Source organism: Legionella fallonii LLAP-10 (genome assembly GCF_000953135.1).
Lineage (GTDB): Bacteria > Pseudomonadota > Gammaproteobacteria > Legionellales > Legionellaceae > Legionella > Legionella fallonii.
On record NZ_LN614827.1, the window covers coordinates 1171091 to 1197590 of the forward strand.

Sequence of the window (26500 nt, forward strand, 5' to 3'; positions counted from 1 at the left end):
CGGGCAACAATATAGCATAGGGTAAGAGATCTATTGAGTCTATGCAGGTAACTTTTCAGATGGAACCTATGCCGAAGATAATTTGTCGTCTTAAATTGTAGCCCGGTTGCAAGCAAACCGGGCTACTGACGCTATTATGTGACAAGAGTTCTTGCCACTTCAGTCAAATTAATTTACAAGCGACATACTATCGTCTGCAATTACTTCTTCTACGATTTCAATTTCAGAATGCATAGGAGCTTTTGCTAGAGCAAATAATGTAAAGCTTGATCCTGAAATTGTATTGGTAGCGGAGATAATCGCATTAACAAGAGATTTTAAGAGATTGGTCAAATAATCCCCCCATCCTTGTTCTTTGTCTAATAATGATTTGGCATCATTTATTGATTTGCTGCATTGTTTTCTAAATAATGCTTTAGTCTGATTTCCAGCCTCAGGCTCATTTTGTTGGACTATTTCATAAAGTCTAACGGTATTGTTTAGTTCATCATACAAATTTTCAGCAATAGTAATGACTTTAGGGTTCTCATTTTTTTCTTTTAAGCTATTAATTTTTATTGCAAATTTATTTAACTCAGAACGGACTGCTTCTATTTCCTTTTGATATGGTTTAACGATACCTTCGGATTTCTTGGTCAAGTTTTTACGTTGCTCAAGTGTTTCTTGCTGCCAGGGTTTAGTAATAAAAATGGGGAGTGGAGCAATGTTATTTACTTCTCTATAACATGGAGACTGTTCTAGTTCTTCACATACATTCTTTAGACTATTCTTAATAGTACTGCTTTGGAATAAAACAGAAGGTTGGCTAAACTGCTTATAGAATGCGTAGATTTGCATCACATTATCTTTATTAATTGAGCGTTGAAGGATGTCAACAACAATTTGCAATGTTTCTGCTCTCATACGGTAAACATATTCGGGTTGCGAATTAGCATCTTGACCACGCTGAGATTTGTGTGCTTCTAAAAAATCAGTGGTTTTTGCAATAATGGAGTTGATTAATTCAAGAGACTTATTAATAACCAAGGCATGTCGAAGTTGCCATTTAAACAGCTGATCGTCAATTTCAAAAGATTCATCGGATGTAAAACTCATGAGATCTTTCAATAGTATATAAAAGTCAATAATTATTTCTCGGTTTTCCGGAGTCTTCATTCTAGATATTGTTCTAATCACATATTGAACAAAATAATCTTTTGGCTCATCTTTTTCTTTAACAAAATCAATATAATTGCAAAGGAATGCTAATATTTTTTCTTGATTATTTTCTGCTTTTTGATTCAAGTCATTAACAATGCGTATTAATACTTTGAATAAATGTTTTGGTTCATAATCTGCCCCAAGCTTTTGTGATATTAGGGCGATTTTCCATAGTAGCTCTGGATCTTTGCTGTATTTCTTTTCAAGGGCATCTAAAGCGTTTCGTGAGTAAAGCTTATCTTGTTGAGAGTAGTTTGTTGCCATTTTCTCAAACTGCTCCATTCCTTCTTTAAGAGCCGCATCCAGTTCAATTATTTTAGCATCGCAGACTTTTTGTCTTTTTTTCTCCGCTTTTGTAACATGTTTTATGGCTTTTTTTTCAGTATTTTCCGATGTTTTATTTGTTGTTCGGCGAGCATTCTTTTCTTTTTCTTCTGTAATGGTGTCTGAAAGTGCCTTTAGTGCGGAAGTCAAATCGTTCCACTGGGCTTTCATATTTTTATGAGGCCATGCCATCGCTGCAATCTTATTTCTTACTTCCCAGTGCTCATTGAGTAATCTAATGGTTTCAGGATAATTTTTAGGTCTAAATCCTCCAACTCCGGTCATACTTCCTTCATCTTCCATATGAAAGGGGATGTACGCTTCAAAAGGAAATGCTGTATTTTCTCGTCTCATTTTTTCAGATTCAAAAATAATTTGGGTTGACTTATTGCTACGATCTATTCGCTCAATAATGACTTCAAGACTTCCTTTTCCACCATATTGGTAGGTAATCAGAGCCTCACCTATTTTAATACTTCTTTTTTCCCTAACATGCCAATCCTTTGAATAGCTAAGAATAAAATCTTCTTCACCATATAATCGTTCTTGCCATTGTTCCTGCGTTAAAGTGGGAAGGGTCAATCTTTGTAAGGAGGAAATATGAAATTCTTGAAGATTTGCATTATAAACATCACGGGCAAATTGTGCCGGATTTTCTTTATTAATCCGTGGATCTTTATCTAGGTAATGTCCATTTTTATCTTTTAGCAGGAATCCTAACAGTAATAGTTGAGGGCACAATATTCTCAAAATATATAAGGTTTTTGAGGGAAGATTTTGAAAGCTTTGAGTATGTTTTAGAAGTTCGAGCATCTCATATAGACTAACTAATTCAGCGCGATTTTTGACTTTAAATATATAGTCTTCGATGAGAACATTAACTATTGTTTTACCGTTTCTATTTGTTTGTTCGGGATCATTGTTTTTTATCCATTGTTGAAATCCATCAACAGATCCATTTTTTATGCTTAGTTCAGCAAGCTCAAAATTTTTTTGAGATGTTTTATCAAGTTTTCTTTTCATAACAAAATTTCCAATAAATTAAAATCCAAAGAATTTGGAGTAATTAAAAAGATCAAAATGGATAAATTGGCATAAATAGGCCAAAACCATGATAACCACTATTTAATATATAAAGAGGTTTTTATAGAGAATTTTTTAGGGAAGAAAAGTACTTGCCCTTTGGTTACCCTTCCCCTACTACGTGGTTCATAGAACTACACGAGGAGAATGGATGGAAGAACAAAGGGGTAATTCTAAATCCTACTGGCCTCTTGATGAGGTATTGGGAAAGAGAATGTCGCATTTATTGACCTTAAGGATAGCTGTAGGTAATTATTTGTTTATAATATTAACATTGGTCGTGATTTTTGTGCAACATGTTTTACACATTTTCCTTGGAGTTCCATATAAGCTGAGCTTGCTGGTTCTCTTTCATAAAGGATTAAATTTGATTAACTCGTGGTTTTATTTGAACAGTTTTTTGATGAAATTACTTTTTAATAGATGAAAGGCTACTTCTGCGCTAGGCGGGGAACCATCCATAATTGAGGCATATTGCTAAATTAATGAATAGGTTTCCGCCTTCGCGGGAACGACAATTAGACGAGTCAATCCTTCAGGCAAAGAACCCGAATTACTAACCGCGTTGTATTATGAGCTGAGTAATAGAAAAACTAGTTCTTATCGCGAAAGATAATGCGGCCTTTTGATAAGTCATAAGGTGTTAATTCAACTTTAACTTTATCGCCAGTTAGAATTCTAATGTAATTTTTACGCATGCGACCAGAAATGTGGGCGGTAACTACATGTCCATTTTCCAATTCAACACGAAACATGGTATTGGGTAATGTATCTATAACGGTACCAGTCATTTCAATATGATCTTCTTTTGCCATAGGTCTCTCAATGATGTATCAAATTTATAAAGTTGAAATAGTGCACTAAAATAAAGTAAATGGCAATCCACGCTTGCTATTCATTTAGTTCAAGAATCACTTTTTCTTTATTATTTTGTGTTCTGGACCATTTTTTTCCTTCAACTAAGCGAGCAATCAACATATTACTGACGCTGTTGCCAGTGACATTAATCATGGTGGCGAGGGGGTCAATAATAATACTAATAGCTGCTATAGCAATTAAAGAGGAGGGCGGAAATCCATAAACGGTCAATATGAGTAGCTCACCTAACATACCTCCGCTGGGGATTGCCCCCATGACAGTGCCTACTAATAAGGAAACACCCAGTGCTGTTAGCAACACCGATGTGCCAGTAAAGTCCATATGAAAAATACCAAACAAGAATGCAATCTTAAACATTCCGCCAATGACCGATCCATCTTTATGAATGATGGAGCCGAGTGGTATGGCTGTTTCATAAATTTCTGAGGGGACTTGCATTTTACTGGTAGCAGATAAATTTGCTGGAATACTTGCCGCGCTACTACAGGTTGCAATAGAAGTAATCATCGGGAGAAAAATATTACTCCAGAATAGTTTTATTCCTAGGGTTCCCGCTGCTAAATAAGCGTACCATGAGAAAGCAAGTACGAAATAAATCAGTGAAGAGACATAATAGATAATGAAAACTCGTATATAACTTTCTATTAGTTGAGGTCCAAGATCAGTAACTAAAACAGCAAAATAAGCAAAAAAACCTATGGGGGCATAATACATAATTAGAGAAAAAACACGCATAAATATTTCTTCTCCTGCGTGTAGAAAGGAGGAGAACATTTTTCCCTTTTCACCAGAACTAGTTACCGCAAGCCCTATGAGAATGGAAAATACTATTAAGGCTAAAATATGTTCATGTGATAATAATTTTGAAAAATCAGAGACAGTAAAAATGCCCACGATTTGACTGGATAAATTGATATCAGAAGCCTTCGCAGGCATGGTCAAATGTAAGGCGATGCCTTCTCCAGGAGGAAAAAAAATTACAGTAGCTAGGGAAAAAAGCGCAGCGATAATACCAGTAAATAGAAAGACAATTGTCATAGATAAAGCAATTTTACCCAGCTTTTTTAAAGAACCAACCTGTGCAATGGCTGATGATACACTAAAAAAAATGAGAGGGACTATTGCCGTAAAAATTAGGTTAAGAAAGATGTCTCCAAGTGGTTTTAAAATCAGTACTTCTCGATCAAACCAATAGCCTGCTAAGCCTCCAAGCAGAATAGAAGAAATTAAAATGATGGGGAAAGCGTATGACTTAATGGTATTAAACTGAGATTTTCCCATTGCTGCTTTCCTTAAAAAGATTATTTATGCCATGTGTAGTCTTGATACCAGAATTTATAGTAAATGTCACTGTTAATTGTTCGTTGATTTGTCTCGCTTCGTTCGGAATTATCCGATGCATCGGGTCAAGATAGTATTAGGTCAAAACGCTCTCAACCTAGATTACTTTATCAGAAAGGCGAACGAAATTTTGTCGGGCAATATGTTGCCCAATGGCGCTACCTTAAGTTTTTGTAGCCTGGATGAGCGCAGCGTAATCCGGGATTTCAGTGCACTGAGCTAGGGTATTCCCGTATTATGCTGCACTAATACGGGCTACGATTTTTTCTTCCTTTTCTTAAGGTAGCGCCATTGGGCAATTTGTTGCCCGGTCTAAAGGAGTTGCTATCCATTAGATAATCAATAGAAATAGTCTAGTATTTATGTAGGACATAGATAAATTTTAACTCTTTTTATGATATCAAATAAAAGTCTGTCAAGGTGAGCCTGAACGAAATAGTTCCAATCTTTCTAATAATAAGAGAAATTAATTAAAGAGAATATAATGAGCAAACATATCCTAAATGATGAAGTCGGGCGACTTGCTGCATTGGAGGAACTGCACATTTTAGATACTCCACCGGAAGCCCAATTTGATAAATTTGTGGATCTTGCAACTGATTTACTGCAAGTTCCTATAAGTTTTATTTCTTTTTTAGATGAGGAAAGGCAGTGGATTAAGTCGCAATTTGGATTAGGGGCAAAAGAGATTCCACGAAAACTAGCATTTTGTAATATCACTATTCAGCGTACCGATCCTCTTGTTATTCCTGACTTACTTCAAGATAAACGTTTTGCGGATAGTCCCTATGTACATAATGCACCTTATTTGCGATTTTATGCTGGAGTCCCTTTAGCCAATAAACAGGGATATAATGTAGGTACTTTTTGCGTGGCCGATCATAATCCTGTTGAGTTGAGGCCTGAACAACTAAAGCTCTTAAAGGAGTTAGCTGCTTTAATTGAAGAGCAATTGACTTTTAGGGAAGCGAATCTGCTATTAAGAAAAATTAAAAAACAACTAGAGTTACGTAATAATTTTATTCGTAAAGTGTTTAGTTATTATATGTCTGATGATGTTGTTTCTTCGATTCTTGATTCACAAAAGCAACAAAAGCTTGGGGGAACAGAGCAAAAAGTCACTACTATGTTTAGCGACCTAAGAAATTTTACCCCTTTATCTGATTCTCTTCACCCTGAAGAATTGATGAGTCTACTTAATATCTATTTTACTAAAATGGTTGGGGTTGTAGAGAAATATAAAGGTACGATAGCTTCGTTTATTGGCGATGCTATCATGGTAATTTTTGGAGCACCTTATTCAACACCAGATGATTCATTAAGAGCCATAGCTTGCGCAGTAGACATGCAATTAACTCTCAGAAAATTAAATAAAGCGAATCAAAAAAAAGGCTTGCCACAGTTGATGATGGGAGTAGGCATTAATACTGGGCCGGCTGTAGTGGGGAATCTTGGATCTAAAAAGCGCATGCAATATAGTGCGATAGGTTCTTCAGTTAATTTAGCTTCTCGTATTCAAGATCTTAGTCTTGGGGGACAAGTCTTGATTTCTGAAGCAACTTATTTGGAAAATAGCCAAAATATAGCGATTAATGGGCATTTGCAAGTCAAGGCAAAGGGATTTGATTATCCAATTCATATTTATGATATTGCTGGGGTTGATGAGGACTTTCATCTTCATTTGTAAAAAAATTGCCTGACCTTTCTATTTGATTTTAATCAAAATTCTTTGCGTGGGGGAAGGGACTTTTCGTGTCATCGGGGTTTCTGCTTCATATTGCCTCTTTCTTATGGGTACTGCCATTAAGTTAACGTGAGTTTCGGATAAGATCGCGAGACAATGTAGCTGGGTGCAGCACCCAGGCTACAACTCGGATTAAGTTGGCATTATTATTGAGCAGTCTAATCCTGTCTTGTTATATCGTAACCTGCATCAAACCAGCCTTGTAATCCGGTGTCTAAAGATGAAACTTGAGTGTATCCCATTTGTTGCAGCGTATTAGCCACTAGAGCGCAACGAAAACCACCGCTGCAATATACAACAATTGGTGCATTCATTTCAGGAATCATGTTTTCAATATCTCGTTCAATAATTCCCTTACCTAGATGTATGGCTGTAGGGATGTGTCCTTTGGTCCATTCATGATCCTCACGCACATCAATTAAAGAGAATTGTTCTTTGTTGTTCATTTTCTCTTTCAGTTCTTGTGGTGTTATTTCTTTAATGTGTTTTCTAGATTCCTCTACTAATGCTAGAAACCGTAAGGAATGTTGCTTCATTTTATTTCTCCCTAAATTCATTAACTTTCAAATATATCAGTATTAGTCTTCATTCCCAAATAATTACTCCATAATACCATCCCAGTCTGCTTTGGGGGGAGTAGATTTAAACTGTTGGCAGCGTCCAATGAAGATAGGAGCTATCGTATCTGAAGGATAAATTTCCACACATTTCTTAAAATGCACTATAGCCTCATCCCAGGATTGCTGTTTATAAGCTAAAAAGCCTTGTTCAAAGAAAGAGTTATATGCATTAAGATCAAATTCGAGATTTTTGATATCATCCGTTAGCAGTTCATAAATGTAACAACTTTGAGTTCTGCCTTTGACTACAACATGGTCTATCATTCTTAACGCAAATTTATCTTTGATTTGTTCGTAAACAATGTCACTTACAATAATTCTAGTTTGGTAGTTTTTATTAATACTTTCCAGTCGACTAGCGACATTGATAGCATCACCTATGGCGGTATAATTTAGACGCTCGGATGAGCCCAGATTACCCACAATGGCATCACCCATATGGATGCCTATGCGAGTGATAAAGGCCTTACCTCCTTTTTGTAGCCACATTTCATTTAGTGTATCTAATTTTTTTTGGCATCGAAGAGCTGCTTTTGCAGCTCGATGACAAGGATGGGCATTAGGTAAGGGCGCCCCCCAAAAGGCCATAATAGAATCGCCAATATATTTATCAATTGTTCCTTGTTCATCGATAATGACTCGCGTCAACTCTTCAAAGTATTCTCCCATCTGCGCCATTAATAAATTAGGCTCTATTTTTTCAGCTATGGTGGTGAAGTGTTGAATATCTGAAAAGAGGATGGTTAGATTTTTTCTAACACCTCCGGTTCTTATATCTTCGCCTGATGCAATGAGCTGTTTTACGAGAACTTTAGGTATATATTTTTGGAATAATTTCAATCCCAACTTCATTGAATCTACTGCGTTTTTTAATTGAATCACTTCTTTTATTTTAGAAGTGATCGCAATTTTATTGTCTAGATTAAATTGCTTAATATTCTCTGTTTCTGCTACTAAGGTTTTAAGTGGTTTTACAATATGACTCACTAAGCCAGATACCAGAAATATTCCCAACATTAGGATGGTCAGGCTAATATAAATGGTGATTAGATGCATTTTTTTTAGATTACTAATGAAATCTGTTTGCAGCGCTACAACACCAACAAGCCAGCCATAAGCAGCAAAAATTTTACTAGGTACATAAGTTACCATATAAACTTGGTTGTCATAGGAGTAAGAAAATGTGACCCTTTTTCTTTCTCCCCCTAATTGTTGGTATTTTTTTAGTGTCTGATCAATTAATGAGTTTGGACTAACATCGGTTTTATTAAATACTCCATTAGTAGTTGCCAAATTAGTAAAAGAGGGGAGATTAGGATAAGCAATGAATTTTTCTTCTTTATTCACAATAAATAAGTAACTGTTTGGAGTTATTTTTTGACTTTTAACAAACTGCGACAGTTCGCTTAAGTTGATATCAATACCAACGGCCCCCCAAAAGACCCCGTTTTTAAATACAGGAGAGCTCACGGTTATCCCTTTAATGGGAGGATCTTCAAATAGATATACATCGCTCCAAGAGGTTTTCTTTTCTTTTTGTGCTAGAACATACCAGGGGCGTCCACGATGATCGTAACTTAAATTGCTTGATAAATATTTTCTTATGATCTTGCCGTGAATATCACGGTTAATAATGGTTCGTGTGGCTGGATTCTGGCTACGTCGATAGAACTCTGAAGTAATGCTGCCATCTAACTCTCTTTTGGCGTAAATAAAATCACCATCTTGGTTTCCCCAATAAGCCCCATTTACTAAAGGTAATATTTTGACTATGTCCATAATTAAAGGAGCAATTTGGGCTTCATGTGCGTAAATAAAGTCTTGCTCGATAAGATGCGCAATGAATGTGCAATGTATTTGGGCTGGTGCGATGTTTGCGTGCAATCTATTTAATACTATTAGAGAGGCATTTCTCATGCGTTGATGTGCTATGTTTGATAAGGCTTCAGTATAGCGTAATGCTGTTACAAGAATGATTAATAAGGTTGTTGTGACAAAAAGAGAAATAAAAATAAAGAGCATGCTGGAGCGCAGGGGGATCAATACCTCATTTATTTTTTTATAAAGGCGTTCAATCATACCAATTCCTTTGATTCACAATAACCCTTTAGGGTTAATTATAAACCATTTGGCTTCGTTGCGATTTTTTTGTTTCATTAAGAGTAGGAGAGCTTTTGCTATGCCTTCCATTTACCTGCTTTATTAGGACTTTCTAATGCCAGATTTAATAGATGAAGAAATTCTTTTCGTGAGATAATTTTTGCGCCTAAGCTAAGTAAATGAGGAGTGGGTAATTGACAATCAATAAAATCAAAATTCCATTGCTTTAGGGTTTGACATAGATAATATAAAGCCATCTTAGATGCATCGGTGGCTATATGAAACATAGATTCACCAAAAAAAGCATTGCCTAGGCTAATGCCGTACAATCCACCGATTAAATGGGTTTCGTCCCAAATCTCAAATGAGTGGGCATAACCTATGTGGTGTAAATTGGTGTAAGCCGCCATCATTTCAGTAGTGATCCAGGTTTTATTCAGACGATCAGAATGCGTAGCACAAGAAGTAATTACTTGCTCAAAAGCGGTATCTATTGTGAATTTGTAAGCTTTCTTAAGTGACTTTTTTAAACTACGCGACACTTTAAATTCGTTAGGTAGTAAGATGAGTCTTGGATTAGGAGACCACCATAAAATGGGGCAGCCAGGCTCATACCAGGGGAAAATACCTTGAGAATAAGCTTGTAAAATTCGTCGAGGCGATAAATCACCGCCAATAGCTAATAAACCTTGTTTATCACTAGTTTCTGGGTCAGGGAAAGCATATTGATCGCCGTAATCCAAATTTACCCTCTTAGTCTTTCTTAATAATGGAAACAATATAAGTAGTATGAGTGACAATTTGTTTTAATTCAATCAAAGCATATGTTGGTCTATAAAAAATTTATATAAAATTCAATGAGTTATATGTTTTTGTGAGCTAGTGAGTAAATTCACTGTTGTATTTGGTTAAAAATAATCTTTTCGTACAATAATTGATTCTTATTTAATAATCTTACTACAAGGCAGATACAGATGAAACGCAAATTTGACTTAACAGTTACAAGCGGAGTTGAGAATAGCAATCTTTATTCGAGGGAAAATTATTACCCAAGTTTTTTTCTTCCTTCGACATCTGAAAAAGAAAATGATACTTCTAGTATTTATACCTTCTGGAATACTCCTTAAAAAAAATAATTAAGGGCTTTAATTTAGCTCTTTTCCCTTTCTTTAGCATACAGGCTCTAATTGTTTTTTATTGGCTCTATTTATATCATAAAAGATCAGTTTGTATATTTTTAAATCTTGTCTTACACTTTAAGTGAGTTTAATCAGCTGGGATGCTAATATGAAAAAAATAATGCTCTCATTAGTTGTAGCTTCAGGTGCAGTCGGTTTATCAAGTTGTACTGCAGATACATATTATTCCCCAGGATATAGCAGCAGTTATGTATATTCTTCAGGTTATTATCCTGGTTATGTCGGTTGGAATAATAATTGGTATGGTGGTTATTATGGCCGAGGTTATCGCTATAATAATTGGAACCGTTGGCATGGCAATGCGTGGCATAATACCGCATGGCGAGGAAGTGCTTGGCGCGGTGGTGGTTGGCACGGCGGTGGCTGGCATGGTGGTGGTTGGCATGGCGGCGGACGTGGTGGACACCACAGATAATCGAGTTCTTATTAAAAAACGCAATAAAGAGTATTCTTTATTGCGTTTTTCTTTTTTCAAATTATTCTGAATATCAGCAAAGCTTATTGGAGTTAGTAGTGAGACTTTATCATGTTTTTAAAAATATAGTTTTTTCCCTTTTGGCAAAAAGAACTGTAGGAGCCAGAGCTCTTCTCATCAAGGATGAACACGTTTTGCTGGTTAAACATACTTATCAGCCTGGGTGGTATACTGTTGGCGGAGGAGTGGATACAGGAGAAACCCCACGCCAGGCTATAGAAAGAGAATTAAAAGAAGAGGTTGGAGTAACCTTACTTGCCCCGCCAGAATTATTTTCCGTGTATTACAGTAGAAATGAAAAACGTGACGATTATGTTGTTTTTTACATTGCCCATGATTGTATTCAAGAAACAGTGACCTCACCTGAAATTGCAGAACAGCAATGGTTTCCTTTAAATCAATTACCCTCAGATATTTCACCGGCAACTCAACGCAGAATTGATGAGTATTTAAAGAGAATACCAATTAGTGAGCGTTGGTAAATAGTTTTGTTGATTGATCTAAGGTAGGCCGGTCAATTTGTTGCTCGACAAAAGTTTTCTCTATAACAGTAGCAGCTGTCTTGAATACTTAACTCAAGACTCGCGACAAAGGATCTCCTGAATGTGGCGTAATATGTTTTACAGGGGGGCTTCGCTGCGTTCTGGATGATACAAGGTCTGGTTTGAATCACACCCATAAGGCTAAGAAACAATATCCTTCTAAGGCCCTCTCCCTAACCCTCTCCCGCGATTTAGCCTCTATTTTCAATCAAAACTCCTTTCGTGGGCGAGGGGATTTTTAGTGCCGCTGAGTTTATTGGATTTCTTTAGAAATGCTAAAGTGTGAGGAGATGCGGGGTGCGGGCACAGGAAGATTCGAGCATCGCATCGATGAAGCAATTTTCTCTGGAGTAGAGTTTCCGAAGAAAGCTATTCTATTTTTCATTCTCTCGCCCTCAATGGATAGCGAGGCAGAATAATATTCAGAATGGCACGAAAAGCCCCCGGCGATTTAGCCTCTATTTTCAATCAAAACTCCTTTCGTGGGCGAGGGGATTTTTAGTGCCGCTGAGTTTATTGGATTTCTTTAGAAATGCTAAAGTGTGAGGAGATGCGGGGTGCGGGCACAGGAAGATTCGAGCATCGCATCGATGAAGCAATTTTCTCTGGAGTAGAGTTTCCGAAGAAAGCTATTCTATTTTTCATTCTCTCGCCCTCAATGGATAGCGAGGCAGAATAATATTCAGAATGGCACGAAAAGCCCCCGGCGATTTAGCCTCTATTTTCAATCAAAACTCCTTTCGTGGGCGAGGGGATTTTTAGTGCCGCTGAGTTTATTGGATTTCTTTAGAAACGCTAAAGTGTGAGGAGATGCGGGGTGCGGGCGAGGGGATTTTTAGTGCCTCTGAGTTTATTAGATTTCTTTAGAAACGCTAAAGTGTGAGGAGATGCGGGGTACGGGCGGAAGGCATAGGAAGATTCGAGCATCGCATCGATGAAGCAATTTTCTCTGGAGTAGAGTTTCCGAAGAAAGCTATTCTATTTTTCATTCTCTCGCCCTCAATGGATAGCGAGGCAGAATAATATTCAGAATGGCACGAAAAGTCCCCTCGCCCGCGAAAGGGATTTTGATTAGAGCACAATACTCAATCGCGGGAGAGGGTTAGGGAGAGGGCCTTAGAAGGATATTGTTTCTTAACCTGACATATGAACGACAATTATTCTATGGGCCACCTATGTAACTAGCTTCCGTGACTCGCTCCGAAGTAGATACAGTCGATTCTTCGAAGAATTTTAATCCGTTTGGCTGATATATTTCTTGTCCTTCTTGAGAAAATATTGTAGGCAGGTTCGAATTTTGAGTTGCTTCATCCTTCCCTGTTGCGAGCAAGCGGGCTACGTTTGATGAGGGGCTAATGTAATCCTAAGCCTCCATTTCTTTTCAGGGGGGGCATAATTAAAGCGTAACTCCAACTGCTCTTCGACAGTAAGTTGAAATTCGTAGGTTGCCAATAAGCGAAACAGTGACAATACTTCGGTCATCGCAATTCTTAGACCAGCACAGAGTCTTGCTCCTGTTTTAAAGCTTAGGAGTTCTCCTTGTTTTTCAAGAGCTCCAGGACGAGAGGAGTGAGGTTCTTCTGCAAAAAAATCAGAATTATAAATAATACCTAAAGCGGTTTTAGGACTCCATCGTTCTGGAAAAATATCTTTAGCATTGATTGATTTCTTGCCTAAATGAGCTTGTTCCACGTTAGACAGAGGGATATCGGGAAAATGAGTTGAATGAGTATGTAGGTAGCAGTGGCATCAAAACCTAATAAAGGAATAAATAAGCTTTCATTGACTACATCCTTTATTAATTGAGGCAGGAACGTATTGTCAAAAGTAGTGTTGGGTTCGTTGCTTTAATTTTTTATAGCATGACTTATTAATAGCTCCACGTGCTCCGCTTTTAATGTTTCTGACCCCATTATGCCTAATTGTTCTAATTGTTTTTTTAGCCTAGGGTCTTTGAGGACTATTACCGTGAGTAAATAATTCAGCCAGCTTTGTTCCTGGGTTAACTGTTTTGTTAATTCTGGGGAGGAATAACAGAAGGGGGGGACGCAAATTGAGCTGAACTCTTTAGCGTCTTCTCATTCTCAATTTGGTAGTATTTTGACTGCTTTAGGATTTGTTGAGCATGGAAAAAATTATGTTGTGTGTAATCAACCTCATTTGATTAAAGAGGATGCAACGATGTTACACCGTCTTTTTGTCAGCATTCCTTTAGAATATCCCCATGAGATAGTTAACAGTCTTTAAACACAGGGCTTGTTTTGGAAACAATAACTGCGCCATAATAAATTTCTGAGAAAAGAAAAGTAGCACTCTTTTAAATTTAAAGGCAGGTCAATTTAATGAACATTGTTGTAAAAGTTGGCACTCAAAGCATTTTGTCTCATGATGGTAGTCCTTTTGAATCAGTAATGTTGCATTTAGTAGAGCAAATAGTGCAGTTACAAAAAGCAGGACATCAAGTCGTTCTGGTGAGTTCAGGCGCTGTTAGTTCCGGTAGAAAAGTGGCAAATCAGATGCTTGGACGTCAGTATGGCCATTCTACTGGGGAAAAACAGCTTTTAGCATCCTTAGGGCAGCATGAGTTAATGCGTCTTTATACTACTTTGTTTAAAGACCATCAGATACTTGTTTCTCAACTATTATTAACGAAGCAAGATTTTCAAACGAGAAAGCATTATTTGAATATTGCACGTTTACTACGAGAGATTTTAAAGCAAAAAAATATTGTCCCTATCATTAATGAAAATGATAGTGTTGCCATTGAAGAACTCATGTTTACCGATAACGATGAATTAGCTGGTCTTATTGCAGCACAAATGAATGTTGAGAAATTAATTATTTTAAGTAATGTTCATGGTGTTTATTCCGCACATCCTGACGAACCGGGTTCTGAAATTATTTCTGTGATTGATTCTGAGCAAGGATGGCCAGAAGTATCTGCGGTCAAAAGTACTCATGGTCGTGGTGGGATGAGTAGTAAATTAGCAACTGCTCGAAAAATGTCAGGATTAGGAATCACTACTCATATTGCTAGTATTGATGTTCCTTCGGTGATTACCCGTATCATGAATCAAGAACAATTGGGGACTATCATTCTACCGAGCAAGAAAAAATCCAGTATTAAAAGATGGATAGCTTATAATAATAGTAAGCAAACAGGAGCAGTGACAATAAATCAGGGACTATTGGATATTTTAAAAGAAAATAAACGCATTATTAGTATATTGCCTGTGGGTATAGTACAGAGTAGTGGTTATTTTAAAAAAGGTGATTTAGTCGAGATACAATCAGTTTCTGGTGAGAAAATAGGTATAGGTATTGCTAAATACGATGCCAATAAATTAAATGAATGTTTAGGCCAGAAAGACCAACCTGCATTCATCCATTATGATCACTTACACATTTTTTAGGAGTATTTTTTCTCGTGGACGATATGATCAATCACTTAAAAGCGGTGAAAGAGGCCAGTTATCACTTAAGGCTGTTGGACAATAGCAAACGAGTTGATGTTTTATTACACTTGGCGGATCAGCTACGAAAAGCGTGTTCTCAAATCATAGAAGAGAATAAAAAAGATTTGGCTTTAATGGCCAAAGAGGATCCTATGTATGATAGGCTGCTTCTATCAAAAGAGCGAATTCACGCTATAGCGAATGATCTGGAATTAGTTGCTGCGTTGCCTGATCCTTTAGGCGTTAACCTTGAGGAACGAGTACAACCTAATGGCTTAAAAATTGAAAAAATATCGGTACCACTTGGTGTGGTTGCGGTAATTTATGAATCCCGACCGAATGTGACCATAGATGTTTTTGCTTTATGTTTTAAATCAGGTAATGCTTGTGTTTTAAAAGGAGGTAAAGAAGCGCATCATAGTAATCAATTTTTAGTGTCTCTCATTCATCGAAGTCTGCGAGAGCATGGTCTTGATACCCATTTGGCTTATTTATTACCGCCTGAACGCGAGGCAACAAATCGTCTGTTGAATGCAATGAATTTGGTTGATGTCTGCATCCCGAGAGGCAGCCAATCATTAATTCAATTTGTACGTGAGCACGCAAAAATTCCTGTTATAGAAACGGGGGCAGGGATAGTACATACTTATTTTCATGTCAGCGGTGATGTGGAAAAAGGACGCTTTATTATAAACAATGCTAAAACAAGAAGAGTAAGTGTTTGCAACGCATTAGATACCTTAATCATCGATGAGAGAAGCTTGCTTAATTTATATTATTTGGTTGAGTTGCTTATTCAAAACAATGTGGAACTATTCGCAGATGATTTAAGTTATAAAGCACTGGATTCTTTTTATCCAGAAAAACTTCTTCACCAAGCAAAACCAGGTGATTTTGGCCATGAGTTCTTATCTTATAAGATGGCTATAAAAACAGTTTCATCTGTAGAGGAAGCAGTTGCCCATATCCGACAGCATACTTCAGGGCATAGTGAGGCTATTATCGCTGCAGACCAGGATGTAGTGGACTATTTTCTTGACCATGTTGATGCTGCTGCTGTTTATGTGAATGCTTCAACAGCGTTTACCGATGGCGGACAGTTTGGTATGGGAGCTGAAATTGGTATTAGTACGCAAAAGTTACATGCTCGCGGTCCTATGGGGCTAGAAGCCTTAACCAGTTATAAATGGCTGATTCGAGGGGATGGGCAGATTAGAGTATAGTTGCTACTAATAATATTCGGAGAAAAAATCATTTTTGTCTTGACTCCATAGAGTGTAAAACTCTATGGTATTTATTTAGTTATTTTTTATAACCGTGTAAGGAAGCATTGATGTATTTAACTATAAGAAATCTTTTTGGTCCTTTATTTCTCATTCTTGTTTGTCCTGTTTTTGTCATGCTGATGTGGTATACCAACACAGAACTTAACGGATCTTTGTTAGCTTTGTGGAATTTATTGTTGGAACAAGGTGTTGCGCAGACTATCTATAAAGTATGGGCACCTGTTTTTTGGGGTTCTGCTACTGCGTGGAAGGTTATTTTCTATTTTACTATATTTCAATTGGCCATAATGCGTTTATTACCAGGGAAGATGTTTAATGGCCCTATTACTCCTCAAGGTAATGTTCCTGTTTATAAAGAAAATGGTGCTTTGGCCTTTATTACTACTATGGTGGTATTTTGCGTCGCATCTTTTGGTCTGAATTTATTCCCCGCGACTATTTTGTACGATAATTTAGGGGCTATTTTAGGTGCCCTGAACCTATCCAGTTTGATATTTTGCGCTTTTTTGTATGTGAAAGGGCGGTTTTTCCCATCAACCACCGATTCAGGAACCACTAATAATATATTGTTTGATTATTATTGGGGGACAGAGCTTTATCCACAAATATGGGGTTGGAGTCTTAAGAAATTTATCACTTGTCGTTTTGGTATGATGAGTTGGGGACTTTTTCTTCTGTCTTATGCTGCAAAACAAGCGGAACTAGGTGGTTTGGCTAATTCCATGTTGATTTCCGTTGCCTTACAGCTTTTATATGTTGGCAAGTTCTTTATTTGGGAAAAGGGCTATTTGCGTTCATTAGATATTATGCATGATAGAGCTGGTTTTTACATTTGCTGGGGATGTATGGTTTGGGTTCCCTGTGTTTATACTTCACCTAGCATGTATCTGGTTCTTCATCCCATTCAATTAAGTGTGGGATGGGCTGTAGCAATCTTTGTTCTTGGTGTTGCAAGTATCCTTATTAACTATTGGGCTGATGCACAGCGCCTTACAACTAGAGCCTCTAATGGTCAGTGTACTGTCTGGGGTAAGAAACCTGTTACTGTGTTAGCTCATTATAAAACTAGTGATGGCGAGAGCAAACAAAGTCTATTGCTTGCTTCTGGTTGGTGGGGTGTTGCTCGACATTTTCATTATGTACCAGAGATAGCTGGCGCATTCTTTTGGTCTCTTCCGGCGCTTTTTGAGAATTTCTCTCCTTATTTTTATGTTTGTTTCTTGACCGTTCTTTTATTAGATCGAGCATTTCGTGATGACAAGCGATGTGCCAATAAATATGGTCAATATTGGACTAAATACTGCGAATTAGTTCCGTATAAAATTGTCCCTTTTGTCATTTGAAGACCGCACATTTCAATCGTATAGAAAATAAGAATAGACCTCTTTCCTAGCTCGCTATGGAGAGGTCTATTATATTAGACGTTTTTCGAAACTCGCTGTATCAACGAGGCAATTCTCCGATATGGCGAGTTTCGAAAGAAGTCTAGTGCATGAGGCACGTTAGTAGAGTATGAGTTTTTAAGATAATAAAAAAGAAAAAGGAGTTTCATTATGGATACACAAGAACATACCGAACTAGGCAATGCCTTACGTTTTATTGGATGGGACGAATTAAAAGGTAATCCCTATATAAGTTTTGATGAGCAAGGTACTATGCATCTGAACTTGCAAGGCATAGCAGAAAATGGCCTTCCTCAACATATTGATTTAATTCTATCCGCAGGTGAGGTTGTTGGTATGTCCGGTGATTATTTTGGCGGAGGAGAAACAGATTTAAAGCTAGATCTACCTAGCAAACATGATTTTACCCATAATCGACAGAGTTATGAAACCGACTATTCTTGTGAGAACCTTGGGGAGTATTTAATTAATGAGCCCATCACAGAAAGTGAGATGCAAAAATTAATTGAGTCTTATCTGAAATTAGCCAATCCTAGCGTCCAAAAAAGTGAAATAGATACTATTTATGCAATTAATGGGGCTAACTATATTCCCTTCTCTTCTACCTTAAACGGTTATGTTCAGCAATTAATGTTTGCCTTACGTGTTAAAAATTACGGCGAGATCCTCAATAGAAATCTATCGCATTTTACACCATGGTCAGTACGGGTTTATATCTTAGGGCATTCTATTGCGCTTAAATATGCGCGTATGTCTTACGAATTAAAACGTCTGATTGAAGATGAGCATTATACTTCTAATAATGAGGAGTTTAATACACTGATTGCGACTCTTAAGCAATCTAATGAACTCTCAAAAGATAAACTACAAGACCTGGTTTACAGATATCAAGCATTAGCTTTGGGAATGGAGCTGTTTTGTTTTCATTATTATTCCGATCACTATGCCGCGGGTCATGGAGCCTTAGTCGGGGATTTGCGAGAAGAGTTGCCTGCACGTTTTGGGCTATTGGGCGGTATTTTAGTTAATAGTGTGCACGATGAATTAAATAGGGTAACCGTTTATACTAAAAAACCTTACGATCCTACCCCTGATATTACTGATCCCCCAGTTGAAGCTGGTGGTGACGGGGATTTTAATAGTGCTAAAAACTATTATAATAGGCTGGCTTGTATTGCTGGCATGCAAGAGTCTATGCAAGATCTTCATAATGTATTTCTAGGCCATGATATACCTAAGCAAGCAAAGTATGGGGGGTTAGAAAAGCTGCCAGATATTGATGTGAATTATCGTCAACCGCAGCCACTATTTCTCTTAGGGGATGACAATAAAATTTATTACCGTACTAATTTAAGTAAAATACGAATCCTTGCTCCTTCTGAGTTTCAAGAAACTTATCGTTCACCGACTAGACATGGTTATACCGAATTAACTAATTCGTTTATGGCGTTTATTTTAGTGATAATGCTGCGTGTGTTTTCTTATTTTTATGAAGGGCAGCTACAGCCACTTACTGAAGGCGAGTTGCGACGCATAGAATTTGAAGAGGCTCTCCTTAATCCCGGAAGAAAACCTATTCCTCAACCACCCGTTGTCGAGACTGGAGTACAGCCAGTGCCAGAGGCAGAACCTGTTTCTTTACTTCATTGGCAAGAGCCAGCAAGCAAAGAGACTATGTTCAAAGGGTTAAACAGAAATGGTTTCTTAGCACCAAAATCGCCACCCAATACCCCTGTTTCTGCACTTAGTGAAGAGGAACAAGAAGAAAAAACGTTTACTAGTGCATCTGCCGCTGCTGCATAAGTGAGGTCCAAAGTTTTGTATACGCTCCGCGGCATGCCCGCGGAGTCTTAAAGCGTGTCTCAGTGGTAGTTGATGTTATTTGAACTAAGCGATTGTTGGATTGACATACATAGACGATGTTTTTGTGTCGATTTCCCCTATTTGGCCTACTGTGTACGTCGGAACTGTTTTCGGTCAAGATTAGTTCCCATTTGCATGATGTAGTTGTCATTTCTGTCCCTAAACCCTGGTATTCTGGCTTAAATGTTTAGACATATAGATTCTAATTATTTGGCGCAAGAGAGGAAGTTAATTTTCGCCACATAATGCCTATATTTAGATCGTTTCTCGCTGATAATCCACTAACCTATTGACCGAAAACAGTTCCGACGTACACAGTAGGCCGATATTTAATTGATGATCGTTATGTATAAATATTGTATAATATGATTGTTTTATATTACCAGGTTTAAACTCATGAGTTATGAAAAAAATGTAGCTAAAATACGAAAGAAAAAACAACTAGAACAATTTAAACTAGGAAAAGCAGTTACGCTAGTTACTCCTAAGATTTCTAAAATACCAGGAAAAATTTATTCAGATGAGTTTGATTATTATTCTAAAAAGGAAATCAAGACCTCCGCCACTGAAGCAGTTCATATTATAGAAAAAAACGGAAAATTTAAAACACTTATCTATCATACTAGAAAAGATACTATCGAAAAACTCAAACAACATGGATTACTTCCTGCAGAAACTCCAATTTCACAAGCAATAATTAAATTAGGCGAATACCGTCAAATAGTTTTAACGCGTGCCTATGAAACTCATGAAGTCACCTCTCTTTATAAAGAAAAAATTTCCTTGCTGGATTTTTCTCAAGATTTATTAACGGTCTTAGAACCTATAGAGTGCATGACAAATACCCTGGATGAATATCAGCACGAGCAGCAGAAAATTGAGCTTCAAGTAAAAATAAATGAGGCAAGAAGAAAATTAATTAAATACAAAATCATTCATCGTAATACATTAAGTTCGTTATTGGTCTATGATAAAAATGTATTTCATAAAATGGAAACACTATATGAAGAATTAGAGAAAAATTTACAAATAATCTCAGGAAAAATTAAAAATGCATCACCTCAAGAAGTTGAAATCCTTTTAAAGCCTACTGGCCCTAATTCAATTCATACCCAAGTAAAAAACATGGGGATGGCAATTATTACAAAAATACAAGAGTTTAATCAGAACCTTGTATATAGTCGTCAAGCAAAATCCTTTTTTCGAGGAGAGCTACATGTTGCTTGCGAAAATGCGCTGCAAGCGATTCAAAGTTACGAGGCGGATCCGCATAATCCAATTTTGGCATCTCATCAGGGGAATTTCGAAGATATTATCGATAATTTAGCTATTGATTTTTCTGATCTAGATGAGGAAAAGGCAAAACAGGTCATTTATACCATTAATGAAATATCAGGATATGGTATTCAGTATAAAGATGGAGAATATCTATTAAACGGGATCCCATTAAATGATTTTGCTTTCAATCAACAAAGAACCACCTGGAAGAATTTTTCGATATTGAACTTACTTAGCAGATTGGTTCGAGGATCCGCATATTTCCTAACAAGTTTAATTATCGATTTACCTGTTGCTTTATTCACTGCTCTGTTCACATTTGATTTGGTAAAAATTCCTTCGTTAAGTACTTTTCTTTTTCCGTATAAGCTTCAAAATAATACTACGTCATTAATTAAAGAAATTTTTGATTCATGCTCATTTAAGAGTACAAGTTTTGGTACAACAAAAGGGCGCCAATTGGCTTTATTAGCAATTAATTTGTTAAAGGATGTCGGACGAACTTGTTTGGATATCGCTTCCCACTTGGTTATAGGGTTTTATGATATTCTGTTAGATGCAAAAATAAAATTTAAAAAAGTGGATCGAACTGACCAGTGCCAAATAATTTTATCGGAAACAAAATCCTCTCTTAACAATATTCACGAAAAAACCCTACAACTACTAGCTCCGTTTGAAGAACAAGAAAAGAGCATTGTGCAACAAAGTAATTCCGAAAATGCTGATTCCATATTTATAACAAGCGATAAAATAGCAAATGTACCTTACCATCTAAGTGCTGGTGAATGGACAGATTTATTAAACTTCATCTCTGATAAAATGAAAACAAGTATAGATGAAGGAATTACTTATTCCTTAGCTAAACATCCCTTTAAAACAAATTTAATTCTCTTAATGCAACTTGGCGCAATGTTATCCATGATGGCTCCAGCTGCATTACCGTTGGTGACACAAATATATACGCAACTACTTTCTCTATTAAAAAATGCAGTTCCTCAGTCTATTCTCAATGTAATTACCCAAATAGCCAACAATGATGCAGTTCAATACTTTCTAGTAATAGAAATGCTTGAAAATACAATGGGTATTAATCAACCGTTAGGTATAAATTCCATGGACTGCGAACCTCACCAGGAGGCATTAAATAGTAATCTCAATCAATTAAATTTAAGTAAAAAACTCTTGTTACAAATAGAATTCTTTCAAATTCTGGTAAATCAGAAAGATTCGCTCCAGTATTTATCCCATCGAGAAAAACGTGCATTGCTGATGATGCTAGAAGAGCTATTTAATGATATTAAAAATAAAAGGGACTTTATAAAAGGAATATCTGCTTTTTTGTATCCTCCTACAAAAAAAACCTCTTTAAACCGAACATTAATTATTATTACAGACTATATCCCATTGATTGTTCGTTGCTTTTTGAGTCCTCTAACTTGGTCTCTAAAACCTTGGCAGGAGTTAGGGCAAAAAATTATTAAAGACGTGACTCGTGTTTTACATGCTCTAAGTAGAATGTGCAATACCCTATTTAATATGATGGTGCGAGTTATTATACGAGCTCCTGGAGATATGGTTGTAAATGAAATTGCAGCAAGAGCAGAAGGGATGCTCGGCAATAATGAGCATAATGTATCGCAAATATCTTATTTGTTAAGTCAACATTGCAATCAATCAACAGAATTTATCCGCCAAACAGCATCCATTGGCATTGACGTGTTACGGCACTCAGCTGAGGTTCCCGCACAGCAAACTACCTTTAAAAATATAAGCTCCTATTTAAATACAGGCGGTTTTTTTGCACATGAAACACAAGAAGGGACTGAGTTAGATTCCGCTCAGGATTTAACTCAACGAGTTCGAAAAGCTTTAGACAATGTTAGACATGAGGAGGTAGAACCTTCGGCAGCTGAAGAAGCCGTAGTAAAAAATAGTTCTCCATCTCCTTTTCAAACTTAATAGTATGATTAGGGTCTGTTGACAATTCACCGCCCGCCTACGTGCCGCGGCTTGTCCGCGGCATCCAGAAGATCTCAATCATTGGCCAATTTCTTCATAAAGATCACGCCATTCGGGATTAAGCTTTTCGATTAGATTTAACTTCCATTGTCTTGGCCAATTTTTGAAACGTTTTTCACGGCGAGCTGCTTCAATATACAACTCATGCACTTCACCACCTGTTATTTGAAAATCAATAGGTAATCCGTGAGCATCAACCGCCATATGAATTTTTGTTGTATTCCCTGCAACCGATATACCAATGCCTTGTTATTCTTTATGGGGTAGACCTGCACTATGTTGGTGAGCTTTGACAATACTGCCATCAATAAAGCTCCATTCTAAATCCGGCCCTTGTACAAACGTTTTAAAAATATCCATTAATTTATTCTTAGATGACCATCGATTAAATTGTTGATAAATTGAATTCCAGCATCCCAAATCTGTCGGTAGGTCTCGCCAAGGACAGCCCTCACGCATACGATACAACATCGCCTCAACTATTATACGAAGATTAGGCTTGTCATAAATTCCATGCTGTAGCATGATCTCCCTCAGCTTGAACCATAGCTCATCTTTGAGCATTAGTCTATGCATTGCAAACTCGTTTTATACTTGGCGTCAGAACCGGTATATTATGAGTTTGCTCTTATTAATTAATGTATTAACAAAAACATATATTTTAATTCGACCATCTACTGGATGCCGCGGACAAGCCGCGGCACGTAGGCGGGCGGTGAATTGTCAACAGACCCTAGTGTACACTAAGCTATTTATTATCCCATCCACAATGTTGTGATCCATTAATATCAATTGGATTCGGAACAATGGATCTATAATCATGTCCCCGTGCTTCTAATGACGACTGAGTTAAGCCCCTTTTTTCTTGCAACTGAGGGGGCTTTCCTTGGAAGCATGGCTAAAAACTGTCCGGAAATTTTAAATAAAGTTGATGGTATCATTTGCAATAGCTAGGGACGCAAATTTTCACAAGCATACTCTAGAGCAGTTATTTTTTTCCGTGTTGCGGTAGGAAAGAACCCAAAATTATCCTGAATCCATTTAGAAAATCCATTATAATGTCGGTCAATAAATGCATTATTTTCGCGACTGTTTAATTGCTTGTGCATTTTTTCGATAAAGCTATCCACCTGCTTGGCTCGCTCCTCAGGTATCTGAGCCAGGAATGCGATCGTTGACTCATATATAGATAGGGTAAATTTGTAAAGTTTTTGTGCTTTATCAACGCGATCAGGATCGGGTTCTTTCTGTGCCTGTACCTGCTTCTCAATTTCCTCTGACATTTCTATGGATTTCATTTGTAAATCCTTTAGTGAATTACAAATTGTTTCATATTTTTGTTCTTGCGGGTCTTTCTCTCTACTGTCATTAATTTTAGTAACTTCCGCAAGCAGTTCGTTGTTGATCTCATTTAATTTGGTCTTCATTTCTTCCAGGGTAGGAACTTCCATTACCGCATTCTCTGTTGAATAATGGACTGGATTCGTAGCCGGTATTTGTTGATTAGTTTTTTGCTCAGGCAGAGGAATGGTAGAGTCAGTAGTTGATTTTGTTGGTAATGAAGGGGATTCTTTATATATTCTAGAAAAAAAATCTGCGGCAGAAAGTATTTCTTGAATGGATTCCTCTTGGGTTTTGGGATACTTATTTTTATAGTGCGTTACCTTATCAGCAAGGTAGAGTAACCTGGATCTTACTGCTTTTAATGCTTTTTCCATTTGATTTTGCAATTCTATTTTATAAGCAATGCGCATGACATTTTTGTTCGCTTTATCGATTGCCAGCATTTTTTCTTCCATGTTGTTCAGATCGGCTTGAATAATAGCCTTGAGCTCGTTGAAAGCCGTGAGCATGCGGTCAAAATTTTGTTGATTATCAAAAAAATCTAGACCTAATTCTTGGATACTTTTAGATAGCTCGGTGCAAAGACCCTGTAGAGAAATAATTCCATGAATTAAATGGCCAAATTGAGCAATGAACTCTACAGCGATGAGCAACTCATTCTCTTCTTTGACTACAACAAACTCGTCTTTCTTTTTAGAGCTACTAAGTTTACTGTTAACAAAGCAAGGAGCATGGGTGAACACTTTGTAGATTAGGTTTAAGGTTTCATGTAATTTTTTTCTATCCTTGTCGTACTGTTTTTTCTCTTCTTGATAACGAGGGTTATTAGTTTTTTCCGGCAGGGGGTGAGCCTTTACCTCTCGAGCCCAATTAATGAATGCAAATAACTCATTCGGGCGAATAATAGGCTGGCCCTTAATGATGTCGCTAGGATTTTGTGCTTCTAGGAAATAGTGCGACAATCCCATGATCCAATCATGAAAAATCGAGTTGGGTAAATCAATTTCTGGTTTGCTCTTAAATATAATGCCCCATTTTTCTTTATCAACATATTTTTTACGTATTATGTCCTGTTTTAATTCAGTGTGGGTTACGGTATCAATCAAGTGGTCGTATTTTTCAGGCATAATGATTCGGACCATTAACCGGATTAACTGATTATTGGTATCAAGACAGGCATTACGCGCCTCTTCCACCATATCCTTGAATGACATTGATTCTTTATGTTTTTCTAGTTCCTGAACCGCATATTTTAGAGGTGTATATACGTCCATTAGTCGACTGAAATGTTGGCTATGCTCAGTATTTTCCATAGATGCATAGTTATTAACGAAGCTAATGAGAGCATGTAGATAGGTAATATCATATTCATAACCAGCAAAACTAAGACATCTGTTTTGGAGGATATTTAATAAATAGGACAAAACACCAGCAGTAATATCGTCTTTATCCGCTAAGTCATTATAATAGGCTTTGAGCTTTAATATAGCATCCAAAATATATTGCCAATAAGGAGTAAGTTCTAAAGGAGCCTCTGGAGGTACGACGCCAATATCATCTAGTTCGTCTTGATTATAGTGTAACGATTCGACGGTCTTATTATCTTCTTTAAATTGGAAAATTTGTGGTAATGCCGGAATCGGGGTGCCGTTGGAAATAGTAAGGTTACAAAGCGTTTGCTTATGTATCTTGTTGACTGCCTCTATTTTTTCTTTATGCTGCTTTTCTTTATAGGCTTTCCATTCTTTATGGGTAATTTGCACAATTGCTTTTCCAACGATAAAACCTCCTACCGCTGCTGCAGCCCCCACAACGAGTACCGCTTCCGCAATTTGTGATCCGGGCTGCGCAAGAACTATAGCGCTAACGCTACTTAATATCCCTGTCATGATCTGTTCTCCTTGATAGCTGATAGCTAGGGAATGACTAATTTATTGGCCAATGAATGAATAAACAATGCTGCTCTTTATAGCCTGACTTAAGGTGTCCATGATGCCAGGCTTAGTATCATTTAATTTTATTTGAGTATCTCATTTATTAATGATGGCAAAATACGATATCTTTGAAAACGGCGAAAGTAACTTTCCAGCGAATTAACACGTTTATATTGGCTTGCATAGATACAAGTTGAGATAATTATCACTGATTTTAACCGCGGCAAGGGTCTGTATAGCATTTTTTCATTTTGAGATCTCTCTTACTTCTAGTTTATCGGAAATTTCATCAAAAACTAGTTGCGAGGAATTATTTATGACTTGGAAAGCATTAATGGAGTGACAGTGTATCAGTACGGAATTTTGAGGGTATTATTTACGAGGTATAGCAAGCAATCCAGTTTCATTATT

17 protein-coding genes and 2 pseudogenes are annotated in these 26500 nt (G+C 37.1%); 9 read left to right on the forward strand and 10 right to left on the reverse strand.

Features of this window, described 5'->3' with window-relative positions; translation table 11 throughout:
- Positions 1-168 precede the first annotated feature (168 nt).
- The 3 genes from LFA_RS04705 to LFA_RS04720 all read right to left on the reverse strand — a co-directional run bounded on the left by LFA_RS04705 (position 169) and on the right by LFA_RS04720 (position 4767).
- On the reverse strand, positions 169-2547 hold the full coding sequence (locus LFA_RS04705) for a hypothetical protein (RefSeq protein WP_045095146.1): 2379 nt from the start codon (positions 2545-2547) through the stop codon (positions 169-171).
- Between the two features lie 653 nt (positions 2548-3200).
- On the reverse strand, positions 3201-3422 hold the full coding sequence (gene infA / locus LFA_RS04715) for a translation initiation factor IF-1 (protein ID WP_045095148.1): 222 nt from the start codon (positions 3420-3422) through the stop codon (positions 3201-3203).
- A gap of 76 nt (positions 3423-3498) precedes the next feature.
- Entirely contained in the window at positions 3499-4767 is a 1269-nt protein-coding gene (locus tag LFA_RS04720) for a dicarboxylate/amino acid:cation symporter (RefSeq protein ID WP_045095149.1), read from the reverse strand.
- Between the two features lie 544 nt (positions 4768-5311).
- Here LFA_RS04720 and LFA_RS04725 point away from each other — a divergent pair.
- Complete coding sequence (locus tag LFA_RS04725) at positions 5312-6514, forward strand: adenylate/guanylate cyclase domain-containing protein (protein WP_045095150.1); 1203 nt, start codon at positions 5312-5314, stop codon at positions 6512-6514.
- Between the two features lie 215 nt (positions 6515-6729).
- On the opposite strand, the gene LFA_RS04730 is transcribed toward LFA_RS04725, so the two are convergent.
- The 3 genes from LFA_RS04730 to aat all read right to left on the reverse strand — a co-directional run bounded on the left by LFA_RS04730 (position 6730) and on the right by aat (position 10034).
- Positions 6730-7107, reverse strand: a complete 378-nt coding sequence (locus tag LFA_RS04730; RefSeq protein WP_045095151.1) for a rhodanese-like domain-containing protein — start codon at positions 7105-7107, stop codon at positions 6730-6732.
- Positions 7108-7170: 63 nt separating this feature from the next.
- Complete coding sequence (locus LFA_RS04735) at positions 7171-9270, reverse strand: adenylate/guanylate cyclase domain-containing protein (protein ID WP_045095152.1); 2100 nt, start codon at positions 9268-9270, stop codon at positions 7171-7173.
- Positions 9271-9368: 98 nt separating this feature from the next.
- Positions 9369-10034 carry a leucyl/phenylalanyl-tRNA--protein transferase gene (gene aat, locus LFA_RS04740; protein WP_045095153.1) on the reverse strand — a complete coding sequence of 222 codons (666 nt, stop codon included), beginning with the start codon at positions 10032-10034 and terminating at the stop codon, positions 9369-9371.
- A 544-nt stretch (positions 10035-10578) separates the two neighbouring features.
- Here aat and LFA_RS04745 point away from each other — a divergent pair.
- Both LFA_RS04745 and LFA_RS04750 read left to right on the forward strand, forming a co-directional pair.
- Entirely contained in the window at positions 10579-10905 is a 327-nt protein-coding gene (locus LFA_RS04745; protein WP_045095154.1) for a hypothetical protein, read from the forward strand.
- A 98-nt stretch (positions 10906-11003) separates the two neighbouring features.
- Positions 11004-11447 (forward strand): NUDIX domain-containing protein, encoded by a 444-nt coding sequence (locus LFA_RS04750; protein WP_045095155.1) that lies wholly within the window; start codon positions 11004-11006, stop codon positions 11445-11447.
- A 1395-nt stretch (positions 11448-12842) separates the two neighbouring features.
- Here LFA_RS04750 and LFA_RS04755 read toward each other — a convergent pair.
- Positions 12843-13199 carry a hypothetical protein gene (locus tag LFA_RS04755; protein WP_045095156.1) on the reverse strand — a complete coding sequence of 119 codons (357 nt, stop codon included), beginning with the start codon at positions 13197-13199 and terminating at the stop codon, positions 12843-12845.
- Between the two features lie 408 nt (positions 13200-13607).
- Between LFA_RS04755 and LFA_RS19760 the strand changes: the two genes are divergently transcribed.
- From LFA_RS19760 to LFA_RS04780, 6 genes are all read left to right on the forward strand, one after another.
- Complete coding sequence (locus LFA_RS19760) at positions 13608-13754, forward strand: hypothetical protein (RefSeq protein ID WP_157010285.1); 147 nt, start codon at positions 13608-13610, stop codon at positions 13752-13754.
- 95 nt (positions 13755-13849) lie between these two features.
- Entirely contained in the window at positions 13850-14920 is a 1071-nt protein-coding gene (proB, locus tag LFA_RS04760) for a glutamate 5-kinase (protein WP_045095157.1), read from the forward strand.
- A 23-nt stretch (positions 14921-14943) separates the two neighbouring features.
- Complete coding sequence (locus LFA_RS04765; RefSeq protein ID WP_045095158.1) at positions 14944-16185, forward strand: glutamate-5-semialdehyde dehydrogenase; 1242 nt, start codon at positions 14944-14946, stop codon at positions 16183-16185.
- A 110-nt stretch (positions 16186-16295) separates the two neighbouring features.
- Positions 16296-17591: a phosphatidylethanolamine N-methyltransferase family domain-containing protein gene (locus tag LFA_RS04770; RefSeq protein WP_045095159.1), complete on the forward strand. Its 1296-nt coding sequence runs from the start codon at positions 16296-16298 to the stop codon at positions 17589-17591.
- A 210-nt stretch (positions 17592-17801) separates the two neighbouring features.
- Entirely contained in the window at positions 17802-19454 is a 1653-nt protein-coding gene (locus LFA_RS04775) for a hypothetical protein (protein WP_045095160.1), read from the forward strand.
- Between the two features lie 456 nt (positions 19455-19910).
- On the forward strand, positions 19911-22751 hold the full coding sequence (locus tag LFA_RS04780) for a hypothetical protein (RefSeq protein WP_045095161.1): 2841 nt from the start codon (positions 19911-19913) through the stop codon (positions 22749-22751).
- 78 nt (positions 22752-22829) lie between these two features.
- Here LFA_RS04780 and LFA_RS20035 read toward each other — a convergent pair.
- The 3 genes and pseudogenes from LFA_RS20035 to LFA_RS04795 form a co-directional block, all read right to left on the reverse strand.
- Positions 22830-22964, reverse strand: a pseudogene (locus tag LFA_RS20035) (GIY-YIG nuclease family protein); the annotation flags it as partial.
- Positions 22953-23387 (reverse strand): annotated as a pseudogene (locus LFA_RS04790) (IS5 family transposase); the annotation flags it as partial. The pseudogenes LFA_RS04790 and LFA_RS20035, both read right to left, overlap by 12 nt.
- 374 nt (positions 23388-23761) lie before the next feature.
- Positions 23762-26044 carry a hypothetical protein gene (locus LFA_RS04795; RefSeq protein WP_045095162.1) on the reverse strand — a complete coding sequence of 761 codons (2283 nt, stop codon included), beginning with the start codon at positions 26042-26044 and terminating at the stop codon, positions 23762-23764.
- Positions 26045-26500 lie beyond the last annotated feature (456 nt).

Excerpts from the sequence above, each read along its gene's own strand:
- proB (WP_045095157.1), top strand. The coding sequence starts at position 13,850 with ATGAACATTGTTGTAAAAGTTGGCACTCAAAGCATTTTGTCTCATGAT.
- LFA_RS04705 (WP_045095146.1), bottom strand. The coding sequence starts at position 2,547 with ATGAAAAGAAAACTTGATAAAACATCTCAAAAAAATTTTGAGCTTGCT.
- infA (WP_045095148.1), bottom strand. The coding sequence starts at position 3,422 with ATGGCAAAAGAAGATCATATTGAAATGACTGGTACCGTTATAGATACA.
- LFA_RS04780 (WP_045095161.1), top strand. The coding sequence starts at position 19,911 with ATGAGTTATGAAAAAAATGTAGCTAAAATACGAAAGAAAAAACAACTA.
- LFA_RS04735 (WP_045095152.1), bottom strand. The coding sequence starts at position 9,270 with ATGATTGAACGCCTTTATAAAAAAATAAATGAGGTATTGATCCCCCTG.
- LFA_RS04775 (WP_045095160.1), top strand. The coding sequence starts at position 17,802 with ATGGATACACAAGAACATACCGAACTAGGCAATGCCTTACGTTTTATT.
- LFA_RS04730 (WP_045095151.1), bottom strand. The coding sequence starts at position 7,107 with ATGAAGCAACATTCCTTACGGTTTCTAGCATTAGTAGAGGAATCTAGA.
- LFA_RS04765 (WP_045095158.1), top strand. The coding sequence starts at position 14,944 with ATGATCAATCACTTAAAAGCGGTGAAAGAGGCCAGTTATCACTTAAGG.
- LFA_RS04770 (WP_045095159.1), top strand. The coding sequence starts at position 16,296 with ATGTATTTAACTATAAGAAATCTTTTTGGTCCTTTATTTCTCATTCTT.
- LFA_RS04725 (WP_045095150.1), top strand. The coding sequence starts at position 5,312 with ATGAGCAAACATATCCTAAATGATGAAGTCGGGCGACTTGCTGCATTG.
- LFA_RS04745 (WP_045095154.1), top strand. The coding sequence starts at position 10,579 with ATGAAAAAAATAATGCTCTCATTAGTTGTAGCTTCAGGTGCAGTCGGT.
- LFA_RS04720 (WP_045095149.1), bottom strand. The coding sequence starts at position 4,767 with ATGGGAAAATCTCAGTTTAATACCATTAAGTCATACGCTTTCCCCATC.
- LFA_RS04795 (WP_045095162.1), bottom strand. The coding sequence starts at position 26,044 with ATGACAGGGATATTAAGTAGCGTTAGCGCTATAGTTCTTGCGCAGCCC.